Consider the following 22,671-nt stretch of genomic DNA (forward strand, 5'->3'; position numbering starts at 1 on the left):
TCCTCGGTGGGCGTGTGAAGTGTGGTAACTCCACCTTACCGATGAGCCCGGTGGCCACCGAGATCGAATTCGCATGGGTGGGGCATGCCCCACCCATGCGATCGCCTCAATCTACACCGGAAATTACACCACGAGCGCGGACGCTAACTAGGCTTCTGCCAGGATCGAGCGATCGGCGGCCGTCAGAGAGATGATCGACTGAACCGCCGACCAGGCAAAGCCCACATTGGTGCGATGGCTGGCGCGGTGGATCGGGTCGCTCGCATAGAGGCGTCTCGCCTGGAAGCGCTCCACCCAGTCTTGCGGATAGTCGACGATGTGGACCGAGCGAACCGCAGGCTTCAGGTCGACATGATGGACCAGGGCATAGTGCCGAAAGCCCATGGCCTTCGTGATTTCGGCCATCAGGTCAGACAAGGCCGTAGCGTCCTTGATCGCGCCAGCGACAGCGCAGAAATCCTGAACTTGCCCAAGCCCGATCATCATATGGCCGGCGAGATCAGAGCAGCGCTTCCATGTTGAGATGACCATCGCGAACCGCGCGCAGCACCAGCTGCGTGCGTCGTCGCACGCCATAACGCCTGCGGGCCGATTCAACATATTCGTGCACGGTGTCGCGGCTGAGGCCGAGGATCTGGCCGATCTCCCAGTCGCTTTTGCCTTGCGCGACGAGCGCGATGCATTCGACCTGGCGAGGGCTGAGAGGGACGCAGGCCAATGGCCCTGCCCTTTCGCCAAGCAGCTCGCGCGCCCGATCATAAGCGACCGAGCCGAGCAGACGGGCGGTCAGAACCTCCTCTGCGCTGAGCGGCTCGTCGCGCGATCGGGCGGCGGTAAAGATCGCCTCGGGTTCCCCCGGGGTCCGGATTGGCAAACTGTAGCCGGACGCAAGGTCATGGTCCCTGGCGCGGTCGAGGATGCTTCGCTGGCGCGGCGTGAGCTCCAGCACGTCGCCGATCCGGTCCCAGGCGAGCCCTGACGGGGTGCGAGCGCAGGCCGCATGGATCGGATCTTCGAGATAATGGCGTTCTTCGAGAACTTCCTCGAGCCAGGCCGATGGATAGGTTGTGAGGAACAGGCTTTGCTCGCCTCCGCGCCGAAGGTCGATATTGTGAAGCAGCGTGAACCAGCGGAAGCCAAGATCGCGCACGGCGGCATCGATCGTGCCATGTAAATCGCCAAGGGTTTCAGCACGCTGACAGTCCGCCGCAAAGCGCGTGAGATCATCAAGGCGGCCGCAGTCTTTTATCCTGTTCGCCATAGGCGACGGAAGCTCGTCCGCGAGGAGACGGCTCGTCCAGACCTAAGCGGCGAGCGCCATGATTATCAGGATGAGTTGAGAACGATTCGCAACAATCTACGATTAGAATGGATCGCCTATGACACTTTATCCGCCGGCAAAGTGTCATAGCTGACAACCCGTCTGCGGCCGCCGATTTGGGATTCACATTGATCCTGCTTTGTGCTTGATTCCATCATGTTATGTTTCATGCAGGCAAGCCTCTTGAACCCTCCATTGGCTGTGATGTCGCGGCCGTGCTCGAGACGCTGGCGACCGTATCGAGCCGGCCCCGTTATGCCTTCATGCTGCTCAACCTGATCGCCCAGGTGGCGGGGCCAGATGGAAGCGCCGGTCCCTGGGTCAGGCGGAACGATGGGCTCGTTTCCCTGCGCGATTGGCTATGCGACGCATTGACCCCGATGGCCCAGCGTGGTCCGCGCAGCATTACGCTGGCCGAGCGGGTCGAGAGCGACCTCGCTAGAAACGGACTGCTCCCCGGCGATCTGGAGAAAAGGCGCGGCGTGATCGCGGAGGAAATGCGGGCACGCATTCGCACAGCCGGCAAGAGTAATCTCAGTCGCGCCGTTTCCGAACTGGTGAATGCAGGCCTGCTCCGCCGACATTATCAGGGCTATCGCGTCGACCATCGGAACCGTGGCGGCCAGCGCCACGCCGTCTATACCTTGATCGGCGATGCTCTGCGTCTAGTGCCGGGCATCAGCTCCACACCGAATCTGCCCGTGCAAGGCGAACTTGCCCTCCCAAGATGATTGCGCAGTCGAACCGGGGTTGCTGCAGTAGTGTGCTGTGAGGTCGGGTAACGATGTCCGAATAATAAGGCCAGTCAGAACGTCAGCATTGCCCTTGCCGGCAATTACATCAGCCATTCCCGTCAAAGGATCGCCATGGCCTTCTTCGACGCGAATGGATTGTCAGATTCGGAATGAAGCCGGGCACGCGAGCCATATAATCGCGGTAAACCTCGCCGAAGCTGGCTAGCGCCTCCTTTTCCTCATGCCGAGCCAGCCGAATATACATCACGACGAGCACCGGAAACATAGCAAGGGTCAAAAGGGTCGGCCATTGTAGCAAAAAGCCGAGCATGACGAGAATGAAGCCGACATATTGCGGGTGCCGGATCCGGGCATAAATCCCAGTAAGGGCCAATTGGTGTTTGCGCTGACTCAAGTGAAGGGCCGTCCATGCAACCGAGATCAGCCAGTAACCCACGCCGATCAGCACAAAGCTGGCGATGTGGAATGGACCGTAATGGGGATTAACTCGCCAGCCGAACATCATCTCCAGGAGATGTCCAGCATCGTGGCTCCACCAGTCGACAGCGGGGAAATACGACTGGAGCCACCCCGAAAGCACGAAGATCGTGAGCGGGAAGCCATACATTTCCGCGAAGAGCGCTATGATGAAAGCGCTGAACGCCCCCAAACTGCGCCAGTCTCGTTTAGTTGCCGGCTTGAAGAAGCTGAACGCAAAGAGGATGAAAACGGCGGCGTTAACCAGCGCGAGCCCCCACAGACCATAGCCATAGTCGGCGTGCGTCATCGCGACTCTCCTTCGATGCGGCCGTTGGGATTGGCCGGTAAGCCGGCGGGTGCCTGACCGGGCTCATGGCCATGCTGATGCCCACCATGGCCGCGGTGCATGAACAGGTGCATGAGCGGGCAGGCGAGCAGGATGAGATAGGGCAGCACACCCAGGAAGTGCGCGGTATGCTCGGTGAGGAGGAAGAAGCTAGCGACGAGCAGGAAGCCGATCAGAACGATCTTGCCGCGCTTGCGCATGCGATGGTCATGTTCGCCCATATGCCGTCCTCTTCTGGTCAACGTCCGGGCAGCATAGGCTCGAGTCCAAGGAGCAAGGTATAAGTAGAGACCGAAGTCCCCCGGGCATCGCGCAGGCATGGGTAAGGCGATCGATGGGATCGGCCATCGGCGTTCGGGCGACGCAGCTGTCGGGGAGCAGCAGTCGTGCTGCGGATTTTGCGTATAGGCGTGCGGCGTCCGCGAACCAATGCTGCGCTCACGAACATAATCGTGAGAGGCAGGCCCGCGTCCATGCAAAAGAGAAAGAAACGGCACCATTCCCGCGTGACCATCTTCGAGCGTGAAGCAAGGATCGATCTGGCCAAGCGCCCGGCCGATGGTCTCGGCGTTGCCTTTCTCGGCGCATCGGGAACGGTCACAGGGTCGCGTTATCTGGTGGACGATGGTGAAACTCAGATCGTGGTCGATTCCGGCCTGTTTCAGGGACCCAGGGATCTGCGCCGCCTTAATTGGGCATCGATCCCACCCGAAGTCGCGGATGTCGGCCAGGTGCTGCTGACCCACGCCCATCTCGATCACTCGGGCGCACTACCGCGCATGGCGCGCCTGGGCTGGGACGGGACCGTCCTTGCCACGCGGGCGACCGCGGCCCTGTGCGAGCTCCTTCTTCCCGACAGCGGCCATCTGCAGGAAAAGGATGCGGAGTTCGCCAACCAGCACGGCTTCTCCAGGCACCAGCCGGCGCTGCCCCTCTACACCCAGGCCGACGCGCGTCTGGCATTGCAGCTCTTCCGCCCGATCGAGTTCGGAGCGTGGCATGCAGTCACGGACGGCATCAGGGTGCGCTACCATCGCGCCGGCCACATCCTCGGCGCGGCGTCGATCGAGATCGACTGGAAGGGGCGGACAATCCTCTTCTCAGGCGACATCGGCCGTTACGGCGATGCGGTGATGAAGGATCCCGAGCCGCCCGCGCGCGCCGACTATGTCCTAGTGGAATCGACCTATGGCGATCGGCGCCACGAGCAGGTCGATCCGACAAAGACGCTTGGAGATCATGTCGAACGATGCGTCGAGAGAGGCGGGACGGTGGTGATTCCGGCCTTCGCCGTGGGACGGGTTCAGTCGCTTCTCTATCATTTCTCGCGTCTGCGCGCGCAGGGACGCCTCCGCGACATCCCGATCTTCCTCGACAGCCCGATGGCGATCAACGCGAGCGGGCTGATGTGCGATTTCATGGACGAGCATCGCCTGGCCCGCGCCGAGTGCGAAGCGGCGTGCAGCGTCGCGCACTATGTGCGCGAAGTGGAGGAATCCAAGGAACTCACCGCCAACCCCGCTCCCAAGGTCATCATCTCGGCCAGTGGAATGGCAACGGGCGGCCGCGTGCTCCACCATCTCAAGCGCTTCGCGCCGGATGGGAAGAACCTCATCCTCTTCTCAGGCTTCCAGGCGGCGGGCACCCGCGGCGCCGCCATGATCGGGGGCGCCCGGACGATCAAGATCCACGGCGAGTATATCCCGGTCGAAGCCGATGTCGCCAACCTGACGATGCTTTCGGCGCATGCCGACAGCGACGAGCTCATGCGCTGGCTCGGGTCGCTGCAAGAGCCCCCGCGCCATGTCTATGTCACGCATGGCGAGCCGACCGGCGCCCAGGTCCTGGCGAAGCGAGTCTCGGAGGATCTGGGCTGGGCATGCAGCGTACCGGCGCTGGGTAGCTGGGGCATGCTCGCGTGAAGCCCGGGATCATCGAGGACGCCGAAGTAGAGCCTGTCGCGACGACGCTGCGGGCACACCGCCTCGGCCTGTCGGCTGCCGGAGGTGATCTGATCGCGGTCATGCGCCAAGACTGTCCCGTCTGCCGCTCGGAAGGTCTCGCGTCGCGCGCGCAGGTCGCGCTGCACGCCGGCGGGCGGGAAATCGTCGTCTCGCTGCTGCACAGTTCCGCGGAGGCTCCAGCGCCCGGCGAGATCGGCCTGTCCGAATCCGCATGGCGGCGGCTCGGCGTCAGCGAGGGCGATCCGGTCGAGATCGCGCACGCCCAGCCTCTCGCCTCGCTCGCCGAAGTGCGTCGGCGCATCTATGGCAATCGTCTCAGTGAAGGGGCTTTTTCAGCGATCATGACCGACATCGCCGAGCGACGCTATAGCGATGTCCATCTCTCGGCGTTCATCACGGCATGCTCAGCGGTCCCGCTCGATACGGACGAAACGATCAGCCTGACCAGGGCGATGGTCGATGTCGGCGAGCGATTGCAGTGGTCCGGAGCGGTCATCGTCGACAAGCATAGCGTCGGTGGATTGCCGGGCAATCGCACCACGCCGATCATCGTCTCGATCATGGCCGCGGAGGGCCTGATCATGCCCAAGACATCGTCGCGGGCGATCACCTCGCCGGCCGGCACGGCGGACACGATGGAGGTGCTTGCACCTGTCGACCTCGACGTTTCCGCCATCCGCAAGGTGGTCGAGCGCGAAGGCGGCTGCATCGCCTGGGGCGGCGCCGTCAATCTCAGCCCGGCCGACGATGTGATCATCGGCGTTGAACGAGTGCTCGATATCGATGCCGTAGGGCAGATGGTCGCCTCGGTGCTGTCCAAGAAAATCGCGGCCGGTGCGACCCATCTGGTCATCGATATCCCGGTCGGGCCGACCGCCAAGGTACGCGGAACCGATGCCGCCGATACGCTCGAGCGCGCGCTGAGCTCGGTCGCCCAAGCCTTCGGGCTTCGCACGCGCGTGATGCGCGGCCCCGGCGCGGAGCCGATCGGACGGGGCATCGGCCCGGCGCTTGAGGCGCAGGATATCCTTGCCGTCCTCCAGGGGCAGCCGGGCGCCGAGGATCTCGCCCACCGGGCCTGCGAGCTGGCGGGAGGACTGCTTGAGCTCGCTGACGCGGCCCCGGCCGGCGAAGGCTATGCGCGTGCGCGGGCGTGTCTCGAAAGCGGCGGGGCCTGGGCCAAGTTCCAACGTATCTGCGAAGCGCAGGGCGGCATGCGGGCTCCACCGGTCGCCCGGTTTCAGCAGGATATGATCGCTCCCTATAGCGGCCGCCTGGTGAGTATCGACAATCGCAAGCTCGCGACGGTCGCGAAGCTCGCCGGCGCGCCGGTGGCCAAGGCCGCTGGCGTCGCACTGCAGTGTCGGCTGAACCAGATGGTGGATGCCGGGGCTCCCTTGTGTAGCATTCATGCCGAGAGCCCGGGCGAGCTCGACTATGCGGCGGCCTATGCCGTGAGCGACGGGCCGATCTTCGGGATTGAAGCGCTATGAACCGTCCCGTCCTGTTCGCGCTGCCTGGCAGCGAGGCCCTGGCACAGCCGCTATCCGCCGCGCTCGATGCAGAGGTCGGCACGATCGAGCATCGTCAGTTTCCTGACGGGGAAACCTATCTCAGGGTCGGAAACGACGTCAGCGACCGCGAGGTCATCCTGCTGTCCAGTCTCGATCATCCGGACGCCAAGCTGTTGCCGCTGCTGTTCGCAGCCGACACCGCGCGCGATCTTGGCGCTCGCAGGATCGGGCTCGTCGCCCCTTACCTCGCTTACATGCGCCAGGACATACGCTTCCATGCCGGCGAGGCGGTGACGTCGCGAACCTTTGCTGCGATCCTGTCTCGCCATCTCGACTGGCTGGTGACGGTCGATCCGCATCTCCATCGCTACCATGAATTGTCGGAAATCTACCGCATCCCAGCCCAGGTTGTTCATGCCGCGCCGTTTTTGGCCTCGTGGATCAAGCGCAATGTCGCTCGCCCGCTGATCATCGGTCCGGACCTGGAAAGCGAACAGTGGGTCTCGCAGGTGGCGGCCGATGCCGATGCTCCGTTTCTCGTGTGCGAGAAAATCCGATCCGGCGACCGTCACGTCACCATCTCGATTCCGAATGCCCCAGCGTTTCTCGATCGCCAGCCGGTGCTGGTCGACGATATCGCCTCATCCGGTCGGACCCTCACCGAGGCGGCGCGCCAACTGGTCGGCATGGGGTTCGCGCGACCGGATTGCGTGGTCGTGCATCCGCTTTTTGCCGGCGATGCAGCGCAGGTTCTGGGTGGGCTTGTCGAAAGGATCGTCAGCACGAACGCGGTTGCACATGCGTCGAATGATATAGACGTCATGCCAGCGATCGCGGAGGCCGTTCGCCACCGGATTGAATGGCGTGCTGCGCGTCAGTTCTAAGACGGAAATGAACGCCCGGCAAACGCTGTGCGCGTCCTCATCCATTGACCCTAAACGAGTCCGAACCAATCTCCTGAGATCTCCCTTTCGGAGAAAATCGCGGCAGGGAAGGAGGATATGTCGTGTCGCACACACGCTCGTTCATCGATCCCCTCGACGTTGCTGGGCACCTGAAGCTTGAGCCCGAAGTAAAGCGCGCCACCCTGCTATCCTGGGCGTCCGATCGCGCAGCCGTCAAGGGCCAACCCGCCCCCCTCGCCCGCCGGGCGCCAGTAACCCGCTGCCGGTCGACGATGTGATGGAAGCGTAGCGATGGCTCGATCGCGCCGAGGGCGGCGCGGGCAACTCGCATGCATCGTCCGGAGCAGAGACCCGGCAATGAGCCGCAGCGACCGCGGCATTGGTGTGAGCGGAGTAGCCGAACCCTCACAGTTTCGCTGTCCTTCGCCGTTTTGCCTCGCCAAATTTTTACTCTTGACCTGGGACCATAGTCCAACGTGCAGAGAAGTATCCCTTGAAGCGCTGCCCTCGCGGCACTGCGTATTGATCGATCTCAGGGGCTATGGGGAACAAGCGCGTCGTGCATATCGTCGATGACGAAGAGACAATACGAAAAGCACTAAGTTTCACGTTGCGGACCGCAGGGTTTGCCGTAGAAGCCTACGCTTCGGGGCCGGAGTTTCTGTTGAGCGCAGAGGACGCCGAGAAAGGCTGCGTGGTTCTCGACATGCACATGCCCGACATGGACGGCCTGCAGGTTCAGGCGGAGCTGACGCGACGCGGTATCGACATGCCCGTCGTGGTGCTGACGGGCAATGGCGATCCTACGCTCGCCGTACAGGCGATGAAGGCGGGCGCTGCCGACTTTCTCGCCAAACCGGTCGAGAAGGCCGCATTGCTCGGCGCGATCGACCGCGGCTTCAGCTGGCTTGAGAGTATAGCCCGTCGTGCCTCCGAACAGGCCGACGCTCTTTCGAAAGCCGCGAGACTGACGCAGCGCGAACGGGCCGTTCTGAGAGGAATTTCGCGAGGCTATCCAAATAGCCTTATCGCAGATGAACTCGGCGTCACGTCGCGCACGGTCGAGCTGCATCGGGCCAGTCTGATGATCAAACTCAACGCGCAAAGCCTGCCCGACCTGTTGCGGATCGCTTTCGCCGTCGACCTGCACGAATCGACCGAAAACGGGCACCCCTAAAATTCTCGGCCGTGCGATGCCGGATGCTATGCGGATCGGGCCGCGGCCAGTTCGGCGATGATCGGACAATCCGGCCGCTCGTCGCCTTGGCAGCGCTCGGCCAGGTCGATTAGCGTGTCGCGCAGCGCCGTCAACGCCTCGGCTTTGCGCTGAAACTCATCGGCGCGGGCAAGGGCAAGCCGCTTCACCTCCGCGCTGGCACGGCCGGTATTGGCCCAAAGGCTGAGCAACGTGCGGATCTCCTCGATCGGGAAGCCGAGATCGCGGGCATTGGCGATAAACCGGAGGCGATGGAGGTCGCGCTCGCCATAGTCACGATAGCCAGCACCCCGACGCGCCGGCGCCGGGATGAGGCCGATCTTTTCATAATGGCGGATCATCCGCTCAGAGACGCCGCTCTGCCGTGACGTCTCGCCGATGTTCACAGTGCTTTCCGGTTGAGGCGCAGCGCGTTGGTGACCACGCTCACCGAAGAGAGCGCCATCGCCGCCGCCGCGATAATGGGCGAGAGCAGAATACCGAACAGCGGATAGAGCGCACCCGCCGCTACGGGCACGCCCGCGACATTGTAGATGAAGGCGAAGACGAGATTCTGGCGGATGTTCGACATGGTCGCTTGGCTGAGCCGCCGCGCCCGGACGATGCCAGTCAGGTCGCCCTTGAGCAGCGTGACGCCAGCGCTCTCGATCGCGACGTCGGTGCCGGAACCCATGGCGATGCCGACGTCGGCGGCGGCCAACGCGGGGGCGTCGTTGACACCGTCGCCGGCCATGGCGACGACCCGCCCCTCGCGCTTGAACCTGGCGACCACGGCGCTCTTCTGATCGGGCAGCACCTCGGCTTCGACCTCGTCGATGCCCAGGCGTCGGGCGACCGCTTCCGCGGTCGTGCGGTTGTCGCCGGTCAGCATGACCACGCGAATGCCCTCCGCCTTGAGCGCGGCGAGCGCTTCTGGTGTCGTGGCCTTCACCGGATCGGCGATCGCGAAGGCGCCGCCGACTGTGCCGTCGACCCCGATGAAGATCGCGGTGGCGCCATCCCGGCGCAGCGCGTCGGCCTGGCTGGCGAGCGCATCGGTCGCAACCCCTTCGTCGGCAAGGAACTGCGCATTGCCGAGGACGATGCGCCGCCCTTCGACCGTGCCGAGCGCGCCGCGCCCGGTCGGCGAGTCGAAGTCGATGACGTCGCTCGTGACGATGCCGCGATCCTTCGCGGCCTCGACGATTGCCAACGCGAGCGGATGCTCGGACGCCCGCTCGACCGAGGCGGCAAGACACAGCAGCTCGGCTTCGTCGAAGCCGGGCGCCGGCACGACCTGGGTGACGGCAGGCCGGCCTTCGGTCAGCGTGCCTGTCTTGTCGACGACGAGAGTGTCGACCTTCTCCATATGCTCGAGTGCTTCGGCATTTTTGATGAGGACACCGAGCCCGGCGCCGCGGCCGACCCCGACCATGATCGACATCGGCGTTGCCAGCCCCAGTGCGCAGGGACAGGCGATGATCAGCACGGCGACCGCCGCCACCAGCCCATAGGCGAAGCGCGGCTCGGGACCCCAGATGCCCCAGGCGATGAACGCGACGGCCGCGACCGCGATGACCACGGGCACAAACCAGCCCGACACCTGATCGGCCATGCGCTGGATCGGCGCGCGCGAGCGCTGCGCCTCAGCGACCATCTGGACGATGCGTGCGAGCATGGTATCGCGGCCGACCTTGTCGGCGACGATCACCAGCGCACCGGTCTGGTTGAGCGTGCCGCCGATCACTGTGTCGGCCTTTGCCTTGGTGACGGGCATGGATTCGCCGGTGACCATCGACTCGTCGAGCGAGGAGCGGCCGTCCTCGACTACGCCGTCGACCGGCACCTTCTCGCCCGGCCGCACCCGCAGGCGGTCGCCCACCGCAACCAGATCAAGGCTGATTTCCTCTTCGTTCCCATCAGAACCGATCCGGCGCGCGGTCTTTGGTGCAAGGTTGAGCAGCGCCTTGATCGCGCCCGAGGTGCGTTCCCGCGCGCGCAGTTCGAGCATCTGGCCGAGCAGCACGAGGACGGTGATCACCGCGGCCGCCTCGAAATAGACGGCAACCATGCCGTCCTCGCCGCGGAAGGCCGGCGGGAACAGCTGAGGCGCGAGCGTCGCGATGACGCTGTAGATCCAGGCGACCCCGGTCCCCATCGCGATCAGGGTGAACATGTTGAGGTTGCGGGTCTTGAGCGAGGCCCAGCCACGCTCGAAGAACGGCCAGCCCGCCCAGAGCACGACAGGCGTCGCCAGCACGAACTGGATCCATACCGAGGTCGACATCGGCACGAGGCGATGGATCGCGGGAAAGACATGCGCGCCCATCTCGAGGATCAGCACCGGGAGAGCCAGCACGAGGCCGACCCAGAAGCGCCGCGTGAAATCGACTAGCTCGTGGCTGGGGCCGCTGTCGGCGGTCACGGTCGCGGGTTCGAGCGCCATGCCGCAGATCGGACAGGACCCGGGATGGTCCTGGCGGATCTCGGGATGCATCGGGCAGGTCCAGATCGTGCCTTCGGGCGCCGCGACCGGCGGCGTCGGCGGGCCGAGATAGCGCTCGGGATCGGCGATGAATTTGGTCCGGCAGCCCGCGCTGCAGAAATGATAGCTTTCACCGCTATGCTCGGCGTGATGCGCCGTGGTCGCCGGGTCGACGGTCATGCCGCAGACCGGGTCCTTGACGCCGGTCGCCGCTTTAGCGGTGCCGTGGCCGCCGCAGCAACCGCCGCCATGCGCCGCTCCATGTGTCTCGTTCATCGCCTCGCTCCTTTCGACGCCTGACGATCTAGGGTCTGACACCGTGTCAGGGTCAATACGTAATCGCCTAAGCGGCCAAATCGGCGGGCCCGTTCGCTTGGCCGCCATCAGGCCGGGGAGCACGCCGTCGGCATTGGGCTGGGTATCGTCGATGCCATCGAGCCGCTGCACGGTCAGGCGGAAGGCGAGCCGCATGAGACCCGTGCTGTCGGCCATAATCGGCGATTACCAGGCGCCAATCCGGGCGCAGCATGGCAAGCATGGCGGCACGCCACCGCTTCTCCCGCGCCCACAGGCGGATCGCGCGATCATAGTCTTTCGTCGATCCAGTCCCGCGCGGCGGGGTGTACGATTGCATTGGCTTCTCCCAACGCGAGGCGTTCGAAACGATAAACTACATCGACATGGGTGGCGACAGTGTCCCCAGCCAGGCGACCAGCCCGAGAATGACGATCGCAAGACCGCCTTCGACGACGAGGCTCGCGCGCAGCAGCGCCTGCGCCCGTGGCGCGTCCTCTTCCTCGATCGCCTGCGCAAGTGCCGGGGTCAGGCGATAACGGTTGAGCGCGGCCAGGCCCAGCATGCCGGCGAAGAGCAGCAGCTTGGCGATGAGCAGCAGGCCGTAGCTCGACTGACCGAGCGAGGCGATGTTGCCCGGGCCGACCAGAAACCAGCCGTTCACCGTCCCGGTCAGGATCAGCAGGGCGACGATGATCGTGCCGACGAGGGAGAAACCCCGCAGGGCTTCCTCGGCCAGTGTGACCTGGTCCATGTCTTCAGCGGCGACATCATCGGTTGCGAGCCTGGGAAGAACCAGCGCGAGGAAGGCGGCAAGCGCGCCGACCCAGGCGCCGGCGGCGAGCAGATGGATGAGATCGGCCCCCAGTTGCAGCCAGCCCGCCTCGCCTTCGCCGGCCGCGCCATGCCCGCTCCAGGCGAGGGTCGCGAGTGCGACCGCGCCTGCCAGAGTGGAGGCGATGAAGGCAGGACGGGATTGCCGGCGATAGAAGGGGATGGAGAGCAGAAGAACGAGGAGCGCGACGAGGCGCGCCTTCAGCGCCGTTCCCATGGACGTGCCGTTGAACAGCTCTGCGACCATGGAAAGATCAGGCTGGGTGAGCGGCAGTCCGGTCATGGCCGCTGCCTGCAACGCGAACCCCAGCGCCGACAGCAGGAGGGCGAGACAGGCGAGACCGGCCACCATTGCTACCATCGGCAGATGCCGCTGTACCGTCCGGCCGCCGCCGGGCGCATAGAGCGCGAACAGCGGCAGGCCGAACAACAGGCCGAGATCGACGTAGAGCGCCCAGCGGACGGCGACGAGTGCCACGTCGTTCATGGCGTCACTTGACGGTAAAGGCGAGATTGCCCTGGATGCGGTGCGTGTCGGTCGAGACGACGTGCCAGGCGACCTGATAGCTGCCCGCCATGAGCGGCTTGGCGAGCGTCAGCACGAGCGTCTTGTCGCCTTCGACGGACGTCTTGAAGCCGGTTACCGCCATGCGGTGGTTGGGCATGCCGGGCATGCCGGTCATCACGATCTCGGCGCCCGACAGCTTCGGCATCAGACCTTCACTGAAGGTGAGCGTGATACGCGAAGGCGCCGAGACGCTGGCGTTCGCGGCGGGCGTCGAGGACACAAGCTTGGGATGCGCGTAGGCCGGAGCAGAAACACTCAGGCCGACGGCGGCGATAACTGCGAGAGGCGAAAAGAAACGCATTGGAACATTCTCCTGTAGATCCCATGAGACAATACGCAGCCCGAGCCCCCACCCCTCGCAATTATTCTTTTCAATCTACAGCAAGGGTTCCTGGACCATCGTGCGTATTGAAGGATGAAGACGGAGAAGCACCATGGATGAACTTGACCACCTGCTCTCGCGGTTGCGCGATGCGCCTCTCGATCCCAGGCTCGGCGGCCTGGAAAGCCGGGTCATGGCGGAAATAGCGCGCATCCGGGCCATACCAAGCCTTGGCGCTATGACGTTCGGCATCGCGGCCGCAACCGCGCTGTTCATCGGAATTGCCGGCTCGGCAGTTCCGACACGGTCTGCTGATGCCAAACCGCTATCGCCCTTCGATGCTCGGCTCGCGCTTGCGCCCTCGACGCTGCTGAGCTCGCAGTGATGCGCGACCGCCGCCGGCTCCTGCTCCTCGTCCTGGTGACCTTCGCCGCGGCGATCGCTGGCGTTGTCATTGGCCGCGTCTATGTGGTTCCAGTGCGCCCGGTCGAAAATGAGCTGCACGAGCTGCTCCATCGCGATCTGAAGCTGAATTCAGCGCAACACAGCCGACTCGAGACAATCGAGAAGAACTACGCGATCCGGCGTCAAGCGCTGGAGGCCGAATTGCGCGCCGACAATGCGCGTCTCGCGGAAGCGATCGAAGCGGAGCATGGCTATGGCCCGCAAGTCGCAACTGCGGTGGATCGCTCGCACCAGGCCATGGGCGCGCTGCAGAAAGAAACACTTGAGCATATCTTCGCGATGCGGGCCGTGCTGCGCCCGGATCAGACGGACAAATTCGACGACGCCGTGGTGAAAGCGCTGACGGCCAAATCCGAATGACCGCGTGCCTCCCCGACTGCTCGGACGGGGAGCTCGCGGCTCTGGCGCTTGGAGGCCGGCAAGCGGCCTATGGCGAGCTGGTCCGCCGGCATCAAGGTTGGGTTCACCGGCTCGTGCGCAGCCATGTCGGATCTATGGATGAGGCATTGGATGTCACCCAGGCGAGCTTCGTCGCGGCCTTTGCCGCACTCAACCGCTATGACGTAACCCGACCCTTCCAGGTCTGGATGTCCCGGATTGTCATCAACAAATGCCATGACTGGCGGCGTCGGCGAGCGGTTCGAAATTTCTTTGCCCTAGCCCTACCGCTCGGCGAGGCGGACGGCGTCGCCGACGACGCACCGCTGCCCGATCAGGCGATCGGGGCCGAACAGCAGCTCGCGCAAGCAATGAAAGCGATTGCTGCCCTGCCGTCTTCCCTCAAGGACACGCTTATTTTGCGGACGATCGACGAGAAATCGGAAGCCGAAACCGCCGAGATCCTCGGCATCTCCCAGAAGGCCGTCGAGACCCGCCTCTACCGCGCCCGGGCGCGCCTCGCGGAAAGTTTGAAGAAAGTTTGAGGGGCAGGCGGGTGGGCTGCGTATTTCCAATAGGTCCGCCCTCTTTCCGCAAGCTGAGACAAACCGAATGATTTCTGCCCTCGACCGCCGCCAGTTCCTTCGCGGCGCGGCCCTCGCCGGTGGTGGCGCCGCATTATCAGCCTGGCTGCCTGCCTGGGCGCAGACCATCTCGCCGGGGATGCGACCGACGCTACCGACCGTGTCGGGCGAAGACATCACGCTGACCATCGCCCGGCAGTCGATGAGCATCGACGGGCGCCAGTTCCGCGCAATCGGTCTCAACGGCACGGTCCCCGCCCCGCTGATCCGGCTGCGCGAAGGCCAGCGCGTGCGGCTCAACGTCGTCAATCAACTCGAGGAGGACAGCTCGATCCACTGGCACGGGCTGATCCTGCCGGCCAATATGGACGGCGTGCCGGGCGTGTCTTTTCCGGGCATCAAGCCGGGATCGAACTACCTCTACCAGTTCCCCGTCGTGCAAAGCGGCACCTACTGGTATCACAGCCATTCGGGCCTGCAGGAGCAGGAAGGCCATTACGGCCCGATCATCATCGACCCCGCCGGTGCCGATCCGGTCGCCTATGACCGCGAGCATGTCATCGTGCTCGCCGATCACAGCGCACTCTCGCCGCAGGCGATCTTCCGGCGTCTCAAGGTCAACCCCGGCCATTTCAACTTCCAGCGCCAGACGCTGGCCGGGCTGCTCTCGGGCAAGGACCAGCCACTCAAGGACCGGCTCGACTGGGGCCAGATGCGGATGGACCCCGCCGACATCTCCGATGTCACCGGATCGACCTACACCTATCTCGTCAATGGCCATGGTCCGATGGACAACTGGACCGCGCTCTTCACCCCGGGCGAGCGGGTGCGGCTGCGCGTCATCAATGCGTCGGCGATGACCACCTTCAACGTCCGCGTACCCGGCCTGCCGCTCAGCATCGTCCAGGCCGACGGGCAGAATGTGGTGCCCGTCACCGTCGACGAGTTCCAGATCGGTGTCGCCGAGACCTACGACGTCGTTGTCAGCCCAGGCGAGGACAAGGCCTATACTCTTGTCGGCGAGGCCATCGACCGCTCGGGTATGGCGCGTGCCACGCTCGCGCCGCGCGCCGGCATGGCTGGCGAGGTGCCTCCCTTACGCAAACGGCCGCTCGCCGACATGAAGGACATGGGCATGGACATGTCCTCGATGCCGGGCATGGAAGGCATGGACATGTCGGGCGGCGCTATGCGGGGCGTCGATCCGACGGCCGAGAAGAACGCGTCCGCGCGCCTCGCGACCGGCGCGGCGGCAGCGATGGCGACCATGGACAACAGCGCCATGGCGGGCATGGATCATTCGGGGATGGATCATTCCGCGATGAGCGGGATGGATCATGGATCGATGGCCGGCATGGACCACGGCGCGATGGGCGCCGATGGCCAGATGGCGGGCATGGATCATGGCGGGCACGCGATGGGTTCGATGAAGATGCGCGACTTCTCGAACGCGCCGCAGGTGAAGCGCGATCCGAGCGTCCAGACCATCTCGCCGATGCCCGTCGACCGCACCGGCGAGCCCGGCCAGGGCCTCACCGACGTCGGCCACAAGGTGCTCGTCTACAAGGATCTGATGGCGCTCGAGCGCAATCCAGACGTGCGCGCGCCGAGCCGCAGCATCGACATCCACCTCACCGGCAACATGGAGCGGTTCATGTGGTCGTTCGACGGCGAGAAAATGTCGGACCATCACGAGCCGATCCCGTTCATCGAAGGCGAGCGGGTGCGCGTCAATCTCATCAACGACACGATGATGGGGCATCCGATCCACATCCACGGCCATTTCTTCGAGCTGGTGACCGGGCATGGCGACCATGCGCCGCGCAAGCACACCGTCATCGTCCAGCCCGGCGGCAAGGTGAGCTGGGACTTCACCGCCGACGCGGTCGGGGACTGGGCCTTCCACTGCCATCTCCTCTACCACATGCATGCAGGGATGATGCGGGTCGTGAGCGTGCGTCCGAAGGGAGACGCGCAATGACCCGCATCCTCACGCCGCTGGTGAGCGCGATCGCCCTTCTCGCCGCCGCACCCGCCTTTGCCCAGGATCATTCGATGCACGACATGCCCGGCATGGCGCCGCCGGGCGGGGCGCGGCCGGCGCAGGAGAAAAAGAAGGACAAGGCCGCCGCGCCGCGCCCCAAGCCCACTGCCAGGCCGCGCGCTCAGAAGCCAGCGCCGGACACCATGCCGGCAATGGACCATTCGCAGCACCAGACCACTCCCGCGGCGCAAGCAAATGCGGCCGGTCAGCCGCAATCCACGTCTCCCGCAATGCCGGAGATGCCGGGCATGGACCACTCCCAGCATCAGGACGGCGCGATGCCCGACATGCCCGGGATGGACCATGCGCAGCATGGCCAGACAGCGACGCCGGGAACGCCCGCCATGCCCGGCATGCAAATGACCGGCACCGCACTTCCGGCCGGCAATGCGCCCCCGCCGCCGCCCCCAGGCGACCACTTCGCCGATCGGGATTTTCCCGGCGGCGAGATGGCGCGCTCGCGCGACATCATGATGAAGGACAGCGGCGGCAACAATTTCGGGCAGGTGCTGCTCAACCTGTTCGAGTATCAGGCGCATAGCGGCCGCGATGGCTATCGCTGGGATGGCGAAGGCTTTTACGGCGGCGACATCAACCGCCTCTGGCTCAAGAGCGAGGGCGAAGGCGAGTTCGGCCGCGGCATCGACAGCGCCGAGGTGCAGGTGCTCTACAGCCGGGCCATCGACCCCTATTTCAATCTTCAGGGCGGTATCCGCCAGGACTTCGGCCGCGGGCCCGACCGCACCTACGCGACGATCGGCGTCGAGGGCCTGGCTCCTGGCATGTTCGAGGTCGAAGGCGCGCTGTTCCTCTCGACCAAGGGCGATGTTCTGGGCCGGGTCGAGGGCTATTACGACCAGCGCATCACCCAGCGCCTGATCTTGCAGCCGCGCGCCGAGGTCAATTTCGCCGCGCAGGATATTCCGGAGAACGACATCGGTTCGGGGCTGGTCAACATAGAGCTCGGCGCGCGCCTGCGCTACGAATTCAGCCGCCAGTTCGCACCTTACATCGGCGTTTCCTATCTGCGCAAAGCCGGAGACACGGCGCGGCTGTCGAGGCTTGCGGGCGAGGACGTCCATGCCACCAGCTTCGTCGCCGGCGTTCGCTTCTGGTTTTAGCATCAGGACGGCTGATGGCGGGGGCGAACAAGAGAGCGGGGCGTTACACTCATACCCAGGTCGGCCGGCGCCGAGCGAAGGAGATACGCCATGGACCATTCGTCCCACATGAACACCCGGAAGATGGGTGCCTATTGGAGCCTTGCCGTTCAGACCGTCATCAGCGGCGTCATCATGTATCTGGTGATGTTCGTCATGATCGACGGGCTCGACAGCTTCTACAACAACCTCAACATGCTCTACATGACGCTGATGATGGTCGCACCGATGGTGGTGCTGATGATCCTCGCCATGCGACACATGTTCGTGTCGAAGGCCGCCAACATCGCGCTGATCGCCGCGTCGCTGGTCGCCTTCTTCGGCAGCTTTGCACTCATCCGCACCCAGACCACGATCGGCGACACGGCCTTTCTGCGCTCGATGATCCCGCATCATTCCGGGGCGATCCTGATGTGCCAGGAAGCAAAGCTCAGCGATCCGGAAGTCATCCGGCTTTGCGAAGCGATCAAGCGCTCGCAGCGGCAGGAAATCGACGAGATGAAGGCCATACTCGCGCGGCGCTGAGTGGCACGGTCGGGCTACGCCCGGATACGTGCGCCCGGCCAGGTATGTGAGCCGGCCGATGGTCGACACGAGGCGCGGGGCGGACGAGATTGCCAGGGAGGTGGTGCGGCTTGCGCCGTTGTTCCTGCGACAGGCTGGCGGCCATGTCCTGACGCTGCTCGATCCTGCCGGGATCGTGCTGAGCTATAATGAAGAAGGCGAGCGTGCCGAATGCTGGCCCCTCGATCGCGTCCTGGGACAGCCCCATGACCTGTTCTACCCGCCCGACGAGATTGCGGCCGGCCGCCCGTGCGCAGACCTGGCGGCCGCCCTTCACGAAGGCACGCTGGAGCGCGAAGCGTGGCGGGTCTGCGAGAACGGAGCGGAGTATCTCGCGCGCCTGACGATCAGCGCCCTGTTCGAAGGCGACGCACATCGAGGCTTTGCCTGCATCAGTCGCGATGTCACCGACGAGGCGGCGGTCCGGGCGTCAATCGAGACCCGCGAGCAGCATCTCCAGTCGATCCTGGCGACCGTCCCCGATGCGATGATCATCATCGACGAGACCGGCGACATCACGTCGTTCAGCGCGGCCGCCCAACGCCTGTTCGGCTATTCGGAAACCGAGCTCGTCGGCCGCAACGTCTCCTGCCTGATGCCCCAGCCCGATCGCGACCGGCATGACGAATATATCGCGCATTATCTCCAGACCGGCGAGCGCCGGATCATCGGCCTCGGCCGCGTCGTGGTCGGCCAGCGCCGCGACGGCTCGACCTTCCCGATGCAGCTGTCGGTTGGCGAGGCCGGTGAAGACGGGCAGCGGTTGTTCACCGGCTTCATCCGGGATCTCACCGCCAAGGAGCAGGATGAGCTCAGGCTCAAGGAACTGCAGGCAGAGCTGGTCCATGTCTCCCGGCTGAGCGCGATGGGCACGATGGCCTCGACCCTCGCGCATGAGCTCAACCAGCCGCTTGCCGCGGTCGCGCTCTATCTCGAGACGATCCGCGACATGCTCGACGAGCGGGACGACGAACCCTTCGTGTCGCTACGGTCGGTGATGGATGATGCGGCACAGGAAACGCTGCGGGCCGGCCATATCGTCCGGCGCCTGCGCGATTTCGTCGCCCGCGGCGAGGTCGACAAGAGCCTCCACGATCTGCCGCAGGTTGTCGCCGAGGCGAGCGAGCTCGCGCTGGTCGGTGCACGCGAGCGCGGCATCCGCAGCTTCTTCGCGGTCGATCCCGCCGCGACGCCGGTTCTCGTCGACAGGGTGCAGATCCAGCAGGTGCTGGTCAACCTGATGCGCAACGCCATCGAGGCGATGGCGGCGTGTCCTGTTCGCGACCTCAAGGTAGCGACCAGGTTGCGCCCTGACGGGCTGATCGAGGTGACCGTGGAGGATACCGGCCCCGGCATCGCCGACGAGGTCCGGGAGCAGCTCTTCACGGCGTTCAAGTCGACAAAGGCCGACGGCATGGGCCTCGGCCTTTCGATCTGCCGGACCATCATCGAAGCGCATGGGGGCCGTATCTGGATGGAGCGCCCCGACCGCGGCGGCGCGCGCTTTCATTTTACCTTGATCCATGCGCGGGCGGAGGAGGAACATGGGGGATAGACGCGTCATCCATCTGGTCGACGACGAGGAGAGCATCCGCAAGGCGGCGAGCTTTGCGCTCAAGACCGCGGGCTACGACGTCGTGACCTATGCCTCGGGCGTGGAGTTTCTCAAGGAGGCGAAGTCGGCGGCCGTCGGCTGCGTCATCCTCGACGTGCGCATGCCCGAGATGGACGGTCTCGAGATTCAGGCCGCCATGGCAGCACGCGGGGTCAATATGCCGGTCATCGTCCTGACCGGCCATGGCGACGTGTCGGTTGCGGTGCAGGCCATGAAAGGCGGCGCGGTCGACTTTCTCGAGAAGCCCTTCGAGAAAGCCGCCCTGCTCGGCGCCGTCAGCCGCGCGTTCGCGCGTCTCGACGATGTCGACCTTCGCACTCTGGAAACCTCTGAAGCCGGCGTGCGGGTCGCTGCACTGACGCCCCGGGAGCGTGAAGTGCTGGAAGGGCTGGCGAACGGCCTGCCCAATAAGACGATCGCCTATGACCTGGGCTGTTCATCGCGAACGGTCGAGGTCCATCGCGCGAGCCTGATGGCCAAGCTCGAGGTCCGCAATTTGTCCGAAGCCCTGCGGATCGCCTTTGCCGCGGGCATGGGCCGCAAGCCGAAGTGACTGCGACCTCTACGTAGCGACGGGACGAGGCGCGATATGCGATCGATGGTGCAATCGTCACACGGGTGTCCGCTTCTCGCAATGCCATCGGTCCGTTCCACTCAGCATGATGGCAGATACACCATCCTCGTCTCCGACGACGATCCCGGCGTGCGGCGTGGCCTCCAGCTGCTGCTGAGATCGCGCGGCTATGCCGTGTGGGGATATACGACCGGCCACGCGCTGTTGGCCGACCCCCGCGCGAAGGAGGCAGACTGCGTCATCCTCGACTATCGCATGCCCGACATCGACGGATTCGCGATGCTGCGTCACCTTCGCGAGATCGGATGGTCGGGACGCGCGATCATGATCTCAGGCTTTCATGACACGCTGCTGGCCTCGCGGGCCGCTGAGGCGGGCTTCGATCATGTTCTCGCAAAGCCGCTGATCGGCAGGGCTTTGCTCGAAGCGTTGGACCGGCACCGCATCGAGACGCTTCGAAAGCATTGAATTGTGGCGGCCGGCCCCCGGCAGCCTCAGCCCGGCGCGATGTGGAAAGCCGATCTGCGCCGTCAAAGCCAGTGGCTACGTTTGAACCGGATGTAGAGCCCAATGCAGACCGCAGCGATGACGCCGAGGATGACGAAATATCCCCATTGCGTCTTCAGTTCGGGCATATTCTCGAAATTCATGCCGTAGATTCCGGCAATCGCGGTAGGCACCGCGAGGATCGCAGCCCGGGCGGCAAGCTAACGGGTGATCGCACCTTGGCGCTGCTGTTCGAGCAGGTGACTCGCCTCGAACACCGAGATCAGGATGTCGCGGATGCCGGTGATGGCGCTCTCAACCCTGAGCATGTGATCGTCGAGCTTCGAAATCTGGTGGCCGTTGTCGGCACCTTCCATGGCAAGCGGGTGAAGGCCGTAATTCCCGGCGATGTCGGCAAGTTCTGTTTCGCTGGGCTGGGACATTTTGATCCACACGAAGTCATCCTTGCCGACGTGCTCGCACGCCGGATCGATCAGGGTCGCCGGCCGTAGCCGTTTGCCATTGTGACAAAGAACGGCGGCGGCGACCGGAAGCCGTGTGCCTCGCCTATTGAGACGCGCGCACAAACACTCGTCATTCTTCAAGCCCAATCGCAGGAAGAAGAAGGCGGCGCGCAGCAATTCGAGCGAGAGCTTATAGAAAATGCGGCGGAGCGTTGGGTTTCGCAGAAGGCCGCTCCCGTTCATGACGCGCGTGGCTGGGCGGCGCGCTGCCACATCAAGGGCACGCAGACTGCGAAGGTCTGCGCACCCTTGATTGGCGACCGCGAGGGTTTTCCTCTCTTGCGATGGTACCAAGCGATTGCCCGTGTGGCGCCTCTGCAATCGTGTCGGATGACTATACCTAAGTATCGGATAACGGCGCTGACGACAGGGTTGCCGGGCCCCGGTGAGGCGCGTCGCACCGCGCGGAGACGAAAGCTGGAAGACGGAAAAGCTCAACTGTCGAAAGCGACCGAGCGCGCGAGCGCTTCCTGGGACTGCAGAAAGGCGAGCCGCGATTGCAGCGCCGCCTGGACAACGCCGAAAGCGTCACCCCCCAGAGTCACGCGCAGCGGCGGATGGTCGCTGGTTGCGACATCAACGATCCCTTGCGCGATCTTTTGCGGGTCGAGCGTGTAGAGCTCGTTTCCGGCGGTCTCGAACATCTTGCGGATATGGCCGGCGGGCGTATCGCGATACGCGGCGATCTCGCTGGCGAATTGCAGATTGTGGCTGAAGCTGGTGCGCGCCCCGCCCGGCTCGATCAGTGTCACGAACAGGTTGAAGGGTTCAAGCTCCTGGCGGAGGCATTCGCTGAAGCCCTCCAGGCCCCATTTGGCCACATGATAGAGACTGCTCGTCGGAAGCGAGCCCTGACCACTAGCGCTGGAGATCTGGATGATCCGGCCGCTCCCGCGCAGCCGCATGGCGGGGACAAAGGCGCGGGTGATGTGGATGGGCGCCATGAGATTGAGCGCGATCTGGCCTTCGACCTCGGCGTCCGACATCTCTTCGGTGGCGCCGATCACGCCGCCGCCGGCGTTGTTGACCAGAATATCGACGGGTCGACGCGCCTGCGCCCGGGCCACGACCGCAGCAATATCGTCCTTGACCGTAACGTCGAGCGCTTCGACGCGCAGCTGGCTCGGATATTTCGCCGCGAGATCATCGAGGCTTTCGGGCTTGCGGGCCGTCGCGGTAAGGTCGTCGCCAGCGGCCAGGATCAGTTCGGCCAGATGGCGGCCGATGCCGCTGGACGCGCCCGTGAGAAACCAGTGATTGGACATATGTTACTCCATATATTACCAACTGGTAGGTAACTTGAAACCTGGAATGC

General features: G+C 64.5%; 23 protein-coding genes and 1 pseudogene. 14 read left to right on the forward strand and 10 right to left on the reverse strand.

Annotated features, from left to right (window positions below):
- Positions 1-147: 147 nt before the first annotated feature.
- Positions 148-486 (reverse strand): autoinducer binding domain-containing protein, encoded by a 339-nt coding sequence (locus F4U95_RS20910; protein ID WP_246171671.1) that lies wholly within the window; start codon positions 484-486, stop codon positions 148-150.
- Between the two features lie 13 nt (positions 487-499).
- The gene (locus tag F4U95_RS20915; RefSeq protein WP_004212755.1) at positions 500-1,261 is read right to left on the reverse strand and encodes a helix-turn-helix transcriptional regulator; all 762 of its coding nucleotides are present in this window, start codon (positions 1,259-1,261) and stop codon (positions 500-502) included.
- Between the two features lie 221 nt (positions 1,262-1,482).
- On the opposite strand from F4U95_RS20915, the gene F4U95_RS20920 reads away from it, so the two are divergent.
- A complete protein-coding gene (locus F4U95_RS20920) occupies positions 1,483-2,052 on the forward strand; it encodes a hypothetical protein (RefSeq protein WP_004212754.1) in 570 nt (189 codons plus the stop codon).
- A 109-nt stretch (positions 2,053-2,161) separates the two neighbouring features.
- Here the strand turns inward: F4U95_RS20920 and F4U95_RS20925 are convergent, their stop codons facing one another.
- Both F4U95_RS20925 and F4U95_RS20930 read right to left on the reverse strand, forming a co-directional pair.
- Entirely contained in the window at positions 2,162-2,842 is a 681-nt protein-coding gene (locus F4U95_RS20925) for a methyltransferase family protein (protein WP_004212753.1), read from the reverse strand.
- Positions 2,839-3,102 (reverse strand): DUF2933 domain-containing protein, encoded by a 264-nt coding sequence (locus F4U95_RS20930; protein WP_007683380.1) that lies wholly within the window; start codon positions 3,100-3,102, stop codon positions 2,839-2,841. The genes F4U95_RS20925 and F4U95_RS20930 overlap by 4 nt, the downstream gene beginning before the upstream one ends.
- 252 nt (positions 3,103-3,354) lie before the next feature.
- On the opposite strand from F4U95_RS20930, the gene F4U95_RS20935 reads away from it, so the two are divergent.
- From F4U95_RS20935 to F4U95_RS20955, 4 genes are all read left to right on the forward strand, one after another.
- Complete coding sequence (locus F4U95_RS20935) at positions 3,355-4,803, forward strand: MBL fold metallo-hydrolase RNA specificity domain-containing protein (protein WP_031304554.1); 1,449 nt, start codon at positions 3,355-3,357, stop codon at positions 4,801-4,803.
- Positions 4,800-6,338, forward strand: a complete 1,539-nt coding sequence (locus F4U95_RS20940; RefSeq protein ID WP_004212749.1) for a thymidine phosphorylase family protein — start codon at positions 4,800-4,802, stop codon at positions 6,336-6,338. The genes F4U95_RS20935 and F4U95_RS20940 overlap by 4 nt, the downstream gene beginning before the upstream one ends.
- Positions 6,335-7,243: a ribose-phosphate pyrophosphokinase gene (locus F4U95_RS20945; RefSeq protein ID WP_150426830.1), complete on the forward strand. Its 909-nt coding sequence runs from the start codon at positions 6,335-6,337 to the stop codon at positions 7,241-7,243. The genes F4U95_RS20940 and F4U95_RS20945 overlap by 4 nt, the downstream gene beginning before the upstream one ends.
- Before the next feature lie 562 nt (positions 7,244-7,805).
- A complete protein-coding gene (locus F4U95_RS20955) occupies positions 7,806-8,441 on the forward strand; it encodes a response regulator transcription factor (protein WP_007683376.1) in 636 nt (211 codons plus the stop codon).
- A gap of 26 nt (positions 8,442-8,467) precedes the next feature.
- Here F4U95_RS20955 and cueR read toward each other — a convergent pair whose 3' ends face one another.
- The 4 genes from cueR to copC all read right to left on the reverse strand — a co-directional run bounded on the left by cueR (position 8,468) and on the right by copC (position 12,941).
- Entirely contained in the window at positions 8,468-8,866 is a 399-nt protein-coding gene (cueR, locus tag F4U95_RS20960) for a Cu(I)-responsive transcriptional regulator (RefSeq protein ID WP_004212744.1), read from the reverse strand.
- Positions 8,863-11,220 (reverse strand): heavy metal translocating P-type ATPase, encoded by a 2,358-nt coding sequence (locus tag F4U95_RS20965; protein WP_030089527.1) that lies wholly within the window; start codon positions 11,218-11,220, stop codon positions 8,863-8,865. The genes cueR and F4U95_RS20965 overlap by 4 nt, the downstream gene beginning before the upstream one ends.
- 394 nt (positions 11,221-11,614) lie before the next feature.
- Positions 11,615-12,559, reverse strand: a complete 945-nt coding sequence (gene copD, locus F4U95_RS20975; RefSeq protein ID WP_015449248.1) for a copper homeostasis membrane protein CopD — start codon at positions 12,557-12,559, stop codon at positions 11,615-11,617.
- A 4-nt stretch (positions 12,560-12,563) separates the two neighbouring features.
- Positions 12,564-12,941, reverse strand: a complete 378-nt coding sequence (gene copC / locus F4U95_RS20980; protein ID WP_007683372.1) for a copper homeostasis periplasmic binding protein CopC — start codon at positions 12,939-12,941, stop codon at positions 12,564-12,566.
- Between the two features lie 133 nt (positions 12,942-13,074).
- Between copC and F4U95_RS20985 the strand changes: the two genes are divergently transcribed.
- From F4U95_RS20985 to F4U95_RS21025, 9 genes are all read left to right on the forward strand, one after another.
- Positions 13,075-13,347, forward strand: coding sequence for a hypothetical protein (locus F4U95_RS20985; protein WP_004212738.1), 273 nt, complete (start codon positions 13,075-13,077; stop codon positions 13,345-13,347).
- The gene (locus F4U95_RS20990) at positions 13,347-13,787 is read left to right on the forward strand and encodes a periplasmic heavy metal sensor (protein ID WP_007683368.1); all 441 of its coding nucleotides are present in this window, start codon (positions 13,347-13,349) and stop codon (positions 13,785-13,787) included. The genes F4U95_RS20985 and F4U95_RS20990 overlap by 1 nt, the downstream gene beginning before the upstream one ends.
- Positions 13,784-14,350: an RNA polymerase sigma factor gene (locus F4U95_RS20995; protein ID WP_015449250.1), complete on the forward strand. Its 567-nt coding sequence runs from the start codon at positions 13,784-13,786 to the stop codon at positions 14,348-14,350. Before F4U95_RS20990 ends, F4U95_RS20995 begins: the two co-directional genes overlap by 4 nt.
- Before the next feature lie 67 nt (positions 14,351-14,417).
- The gene (locus tag F4U95_RS21000) at positions 14,418-16,370 is read left to right on the forward strand and encodes a copper resistance system multicopper oxidase (protein ID WP_015449251.1); all 1,953 of its coding nucleotides are present in this window, start codon (positions 14,418-14,420) and stop codon (positions 16,368-16,370) included.
- Complete coding sequence (locus F4U95_RS21005; protein ID WP_015449252.1) at positions 16,367-17,554, forward strand: copper resistance protein B; 1,188 nt, start codon at positions 16,367-16,369, stop codon at positions 17,552-17,554. The genes F4U95_RS21000 and F4U95_RS21005 overlap by 4 nt, the downstream gene beginning before the upstream one ends.
- Positions 17,555-17,644: 90 nt before the next feature.
- Positions 17,645-18,118 (forward strand): DUF305 domain-containing protein, encoded by a 474-nt coding sequence (locus F4U95_RS21010; RefSeq protein WP_015449253.1) that lies wholly within the window; start codon positions 17,645-17,647, stop codon positions 18,116-18,118.
- A 58-nt stretch (positions 18,119-18,176) separates the two neighbouring features.
- On the forward strand, positions 18,177-19,712 hold the full coding sequence (locus tag F4U95_RS21015) for a PAS domain-containing sensor histidine kinase (RefSeq protein WP_030089528.1): 1,536 nt from the start codon (positions 18,177-18,179) through the stop codon (positions 19,710-19,712).
- Entirely contained in the window at positions 19,702-20,325 is a 624-nt protein-coding gene (locus F4U95_RS21020) for a response regulator transcription factor (RefSeq protein ID WP_015449255.1), read from the forward strand. Before F4U95_RS21015 ends, F4U95_RS21020 begins: the two co-directional genes overlap by 11 nt.
- Before the next feature lie 81 nt (positions 20,326-20,406).
- Positions 20,407-20,814 (forward strand): response regulator, encoded by a 408-nt coding sequence (locus tag F4U95_RS21025; protein ID WP_016743851.1) that lies wholly within the window; start codon positions 20,407-20,409, stop codon positions 20,812-20,814.
- A gap of 62 nt (positions 20,815-20,876) precedes the next feature.
- Here the strand turns inward: F4U95_RS21025 and F4U95_RS25565 are convergent.
- Positions 20,877-21,179, reverse strand: a pseudogene (locus F4U95_RS25565) (CorA family divalent cation transporter); the annotation flags it as partial.
- Positions 21,180-21,790: 611 nt separating this feature from the next.
- A complete protein-coding gene (locus tag F4U95_RS21035; RefSeq protein ID WP_015449257.1) occupies positions 21,791-22,621 on the reverse strand; it encodes an SDR family oxidoreductase in 831 nt (276 codons plus the stop codon).
- Positions 22,622-22,671: the final 50 nt, after the last annotated feature.

The organism is Sphingobium limneticum (assembly GCF_008710165.1).
GTDB lineage: Bacteria > Pseudomonadota > Alphaproteobacteria > Sphingomonadales > Sphingomonadaceae > Sphingobium > Sphingobium limneticum.

Bases quoted from the DNA above. Each gene is read 5' to 3' on its own strand.
- F4U95_RS20910 (WP_246171671.1), bottom strand. From the start codon at position 486: ATGATGATCGGGCTTGGGCAAGTTCAGGATTTCTGCGCTGTCGCTGGC.
- F4U95_RS20915 (WP_004212755.1), bottom strand. From the start codon at position 1,261: ATGGCGAACAGGATAAAAGACTGCGGCCGCCTTGATGATCTCACGCGC.
- F4U95_RS20920 (WP_004212754.1), top strand. From the start codon at position 1,483: ATGTTTCATGCAGGCAAGCCTCTTGAACCCTCCATTGGCTGTGATGTC.
- F4U95_RS20925 (WP_004212753.1), bottom strand. From the start codon at position 2,842: ATGACGCACGCCGACTATGGCTATGGTCTGTGGGGGCTCGCGCTGGTT.
- F4U95_RS20930 (WP_007683380.1), bottom strand. From the start codon at position 3,102: ATGGGCGAACATGACCATCGCATGCGCAAGCGCGGCAAGATCGTTCTG.
- F4U95_RS20935 (WP_031304554.1), top strand. From the start codon at position 3,355: ATGCAAAAGAGAAAGAAACGGCACCATTCCCGCGTGACCATCTTCGAG.
- F4U95_RS20945 (WP_150426830.1), top strand. From the start codon at position 6,335: ATGAACCGTCCCGTCCTGTTCGCGCTGCCTGGCAGCGAGGCCCTGGCA.
- F4U95_RS20955 (WP_007683376.1), top strand. From the start codon at position 7,806: ATGGGGAACAAGCGCGTCGTGCATATCGTCGATGACGAAGAGACAATA.
- F4U95_RS20965 (WP_030089527.1), bottom strand. From the start codon at position 11,220: ATGAACGAGACACATGGAGCGGCGCATGGCGGCGGTTGCTGCGGCGGC.
- copD (WP_015449248.1), bottom strand. From the start codon at position 12,559: ATGAACGACGTGGCACTCGTCGCCGTCCGCTGGGCGCTCTACGTCGAT.
- copC (WP_007683372.1), bottom strand. From the start codon at position 12,941: ATGCGTTTCTTTTCGCCTCTCGCAGTTATCGCCGCCGTCGGCCTGAGT.
- F4U95_RS20985 (WP_004212738.1), top strand. From the start codon at position 13,075: ATGGATGAACTTGACCACCTGCTCTCGCGGTTGCGCGATGCGCCTCTC.
- F4U95_RS20990 (WP_007683368.1), top strand. From the start codon at position 13,347: ATGCGCGACCGCCGCCGGCTCCTGCTCCTCGTCCTGGTGACCTTCGCC.
- F4U95_RS20995 (WP_015449250.1), top strand. From the start codon at position 13,784: ATGACCGCGTGCCTCCCCGACTGCTCGGACGGGGAGCTCGCGGCTCTG.
- F4U95_RS21000 (WP_015449251.1), top strand. From the start codon at position 14,418: ATGATTTCTGCCCTCGACCGCCGCCAGTTCCTTCGCGGCGCGGCCCTC.
- F4U95_RS21005 (WP_015449252.1), top strand. From the start codon at position 16,367: ATGACCCGCATCCTCACGCCGCTGGTGAGCGCGATCGCCCTTCTCGCC.
- F4U95_RS21010 (WP_015449253.1), top strand. From the start codon at position 17,645: ATGGACCATTCGTCCCACATGAACACCCGGAAGATGGGTGCCTATTGG.
- F4U95_RS21015 (WP_030089528.1), top strand. From the start codon at position 18,177: ATGGTCGACACGAGGCGCGGGGCGGACGAGATTGCCAGGGAGGTGGTG.
- F4U95_RS21020 (WP_015449255.1), top strand. From the start codon at position 19,702: ATGGGGGATAGACGCGTCATCCATCTGGTCGACGACGAGGAGAGCATC.
- F4U95_RS21025 (WP_016743851.1), top strand. From the start codon at position 20,407: ATGCCATCGGTCCGTTCCACTCAGCATGATGGCAGATACACCATCCTC.
- F4U95_RS21035 (WP_015449257.1), bottom strand. From the start codon at position 22,621: ATGTCCAATCACTGGTTTCTCACGGGCGCGTCCAGCGGCATCGGCCGC.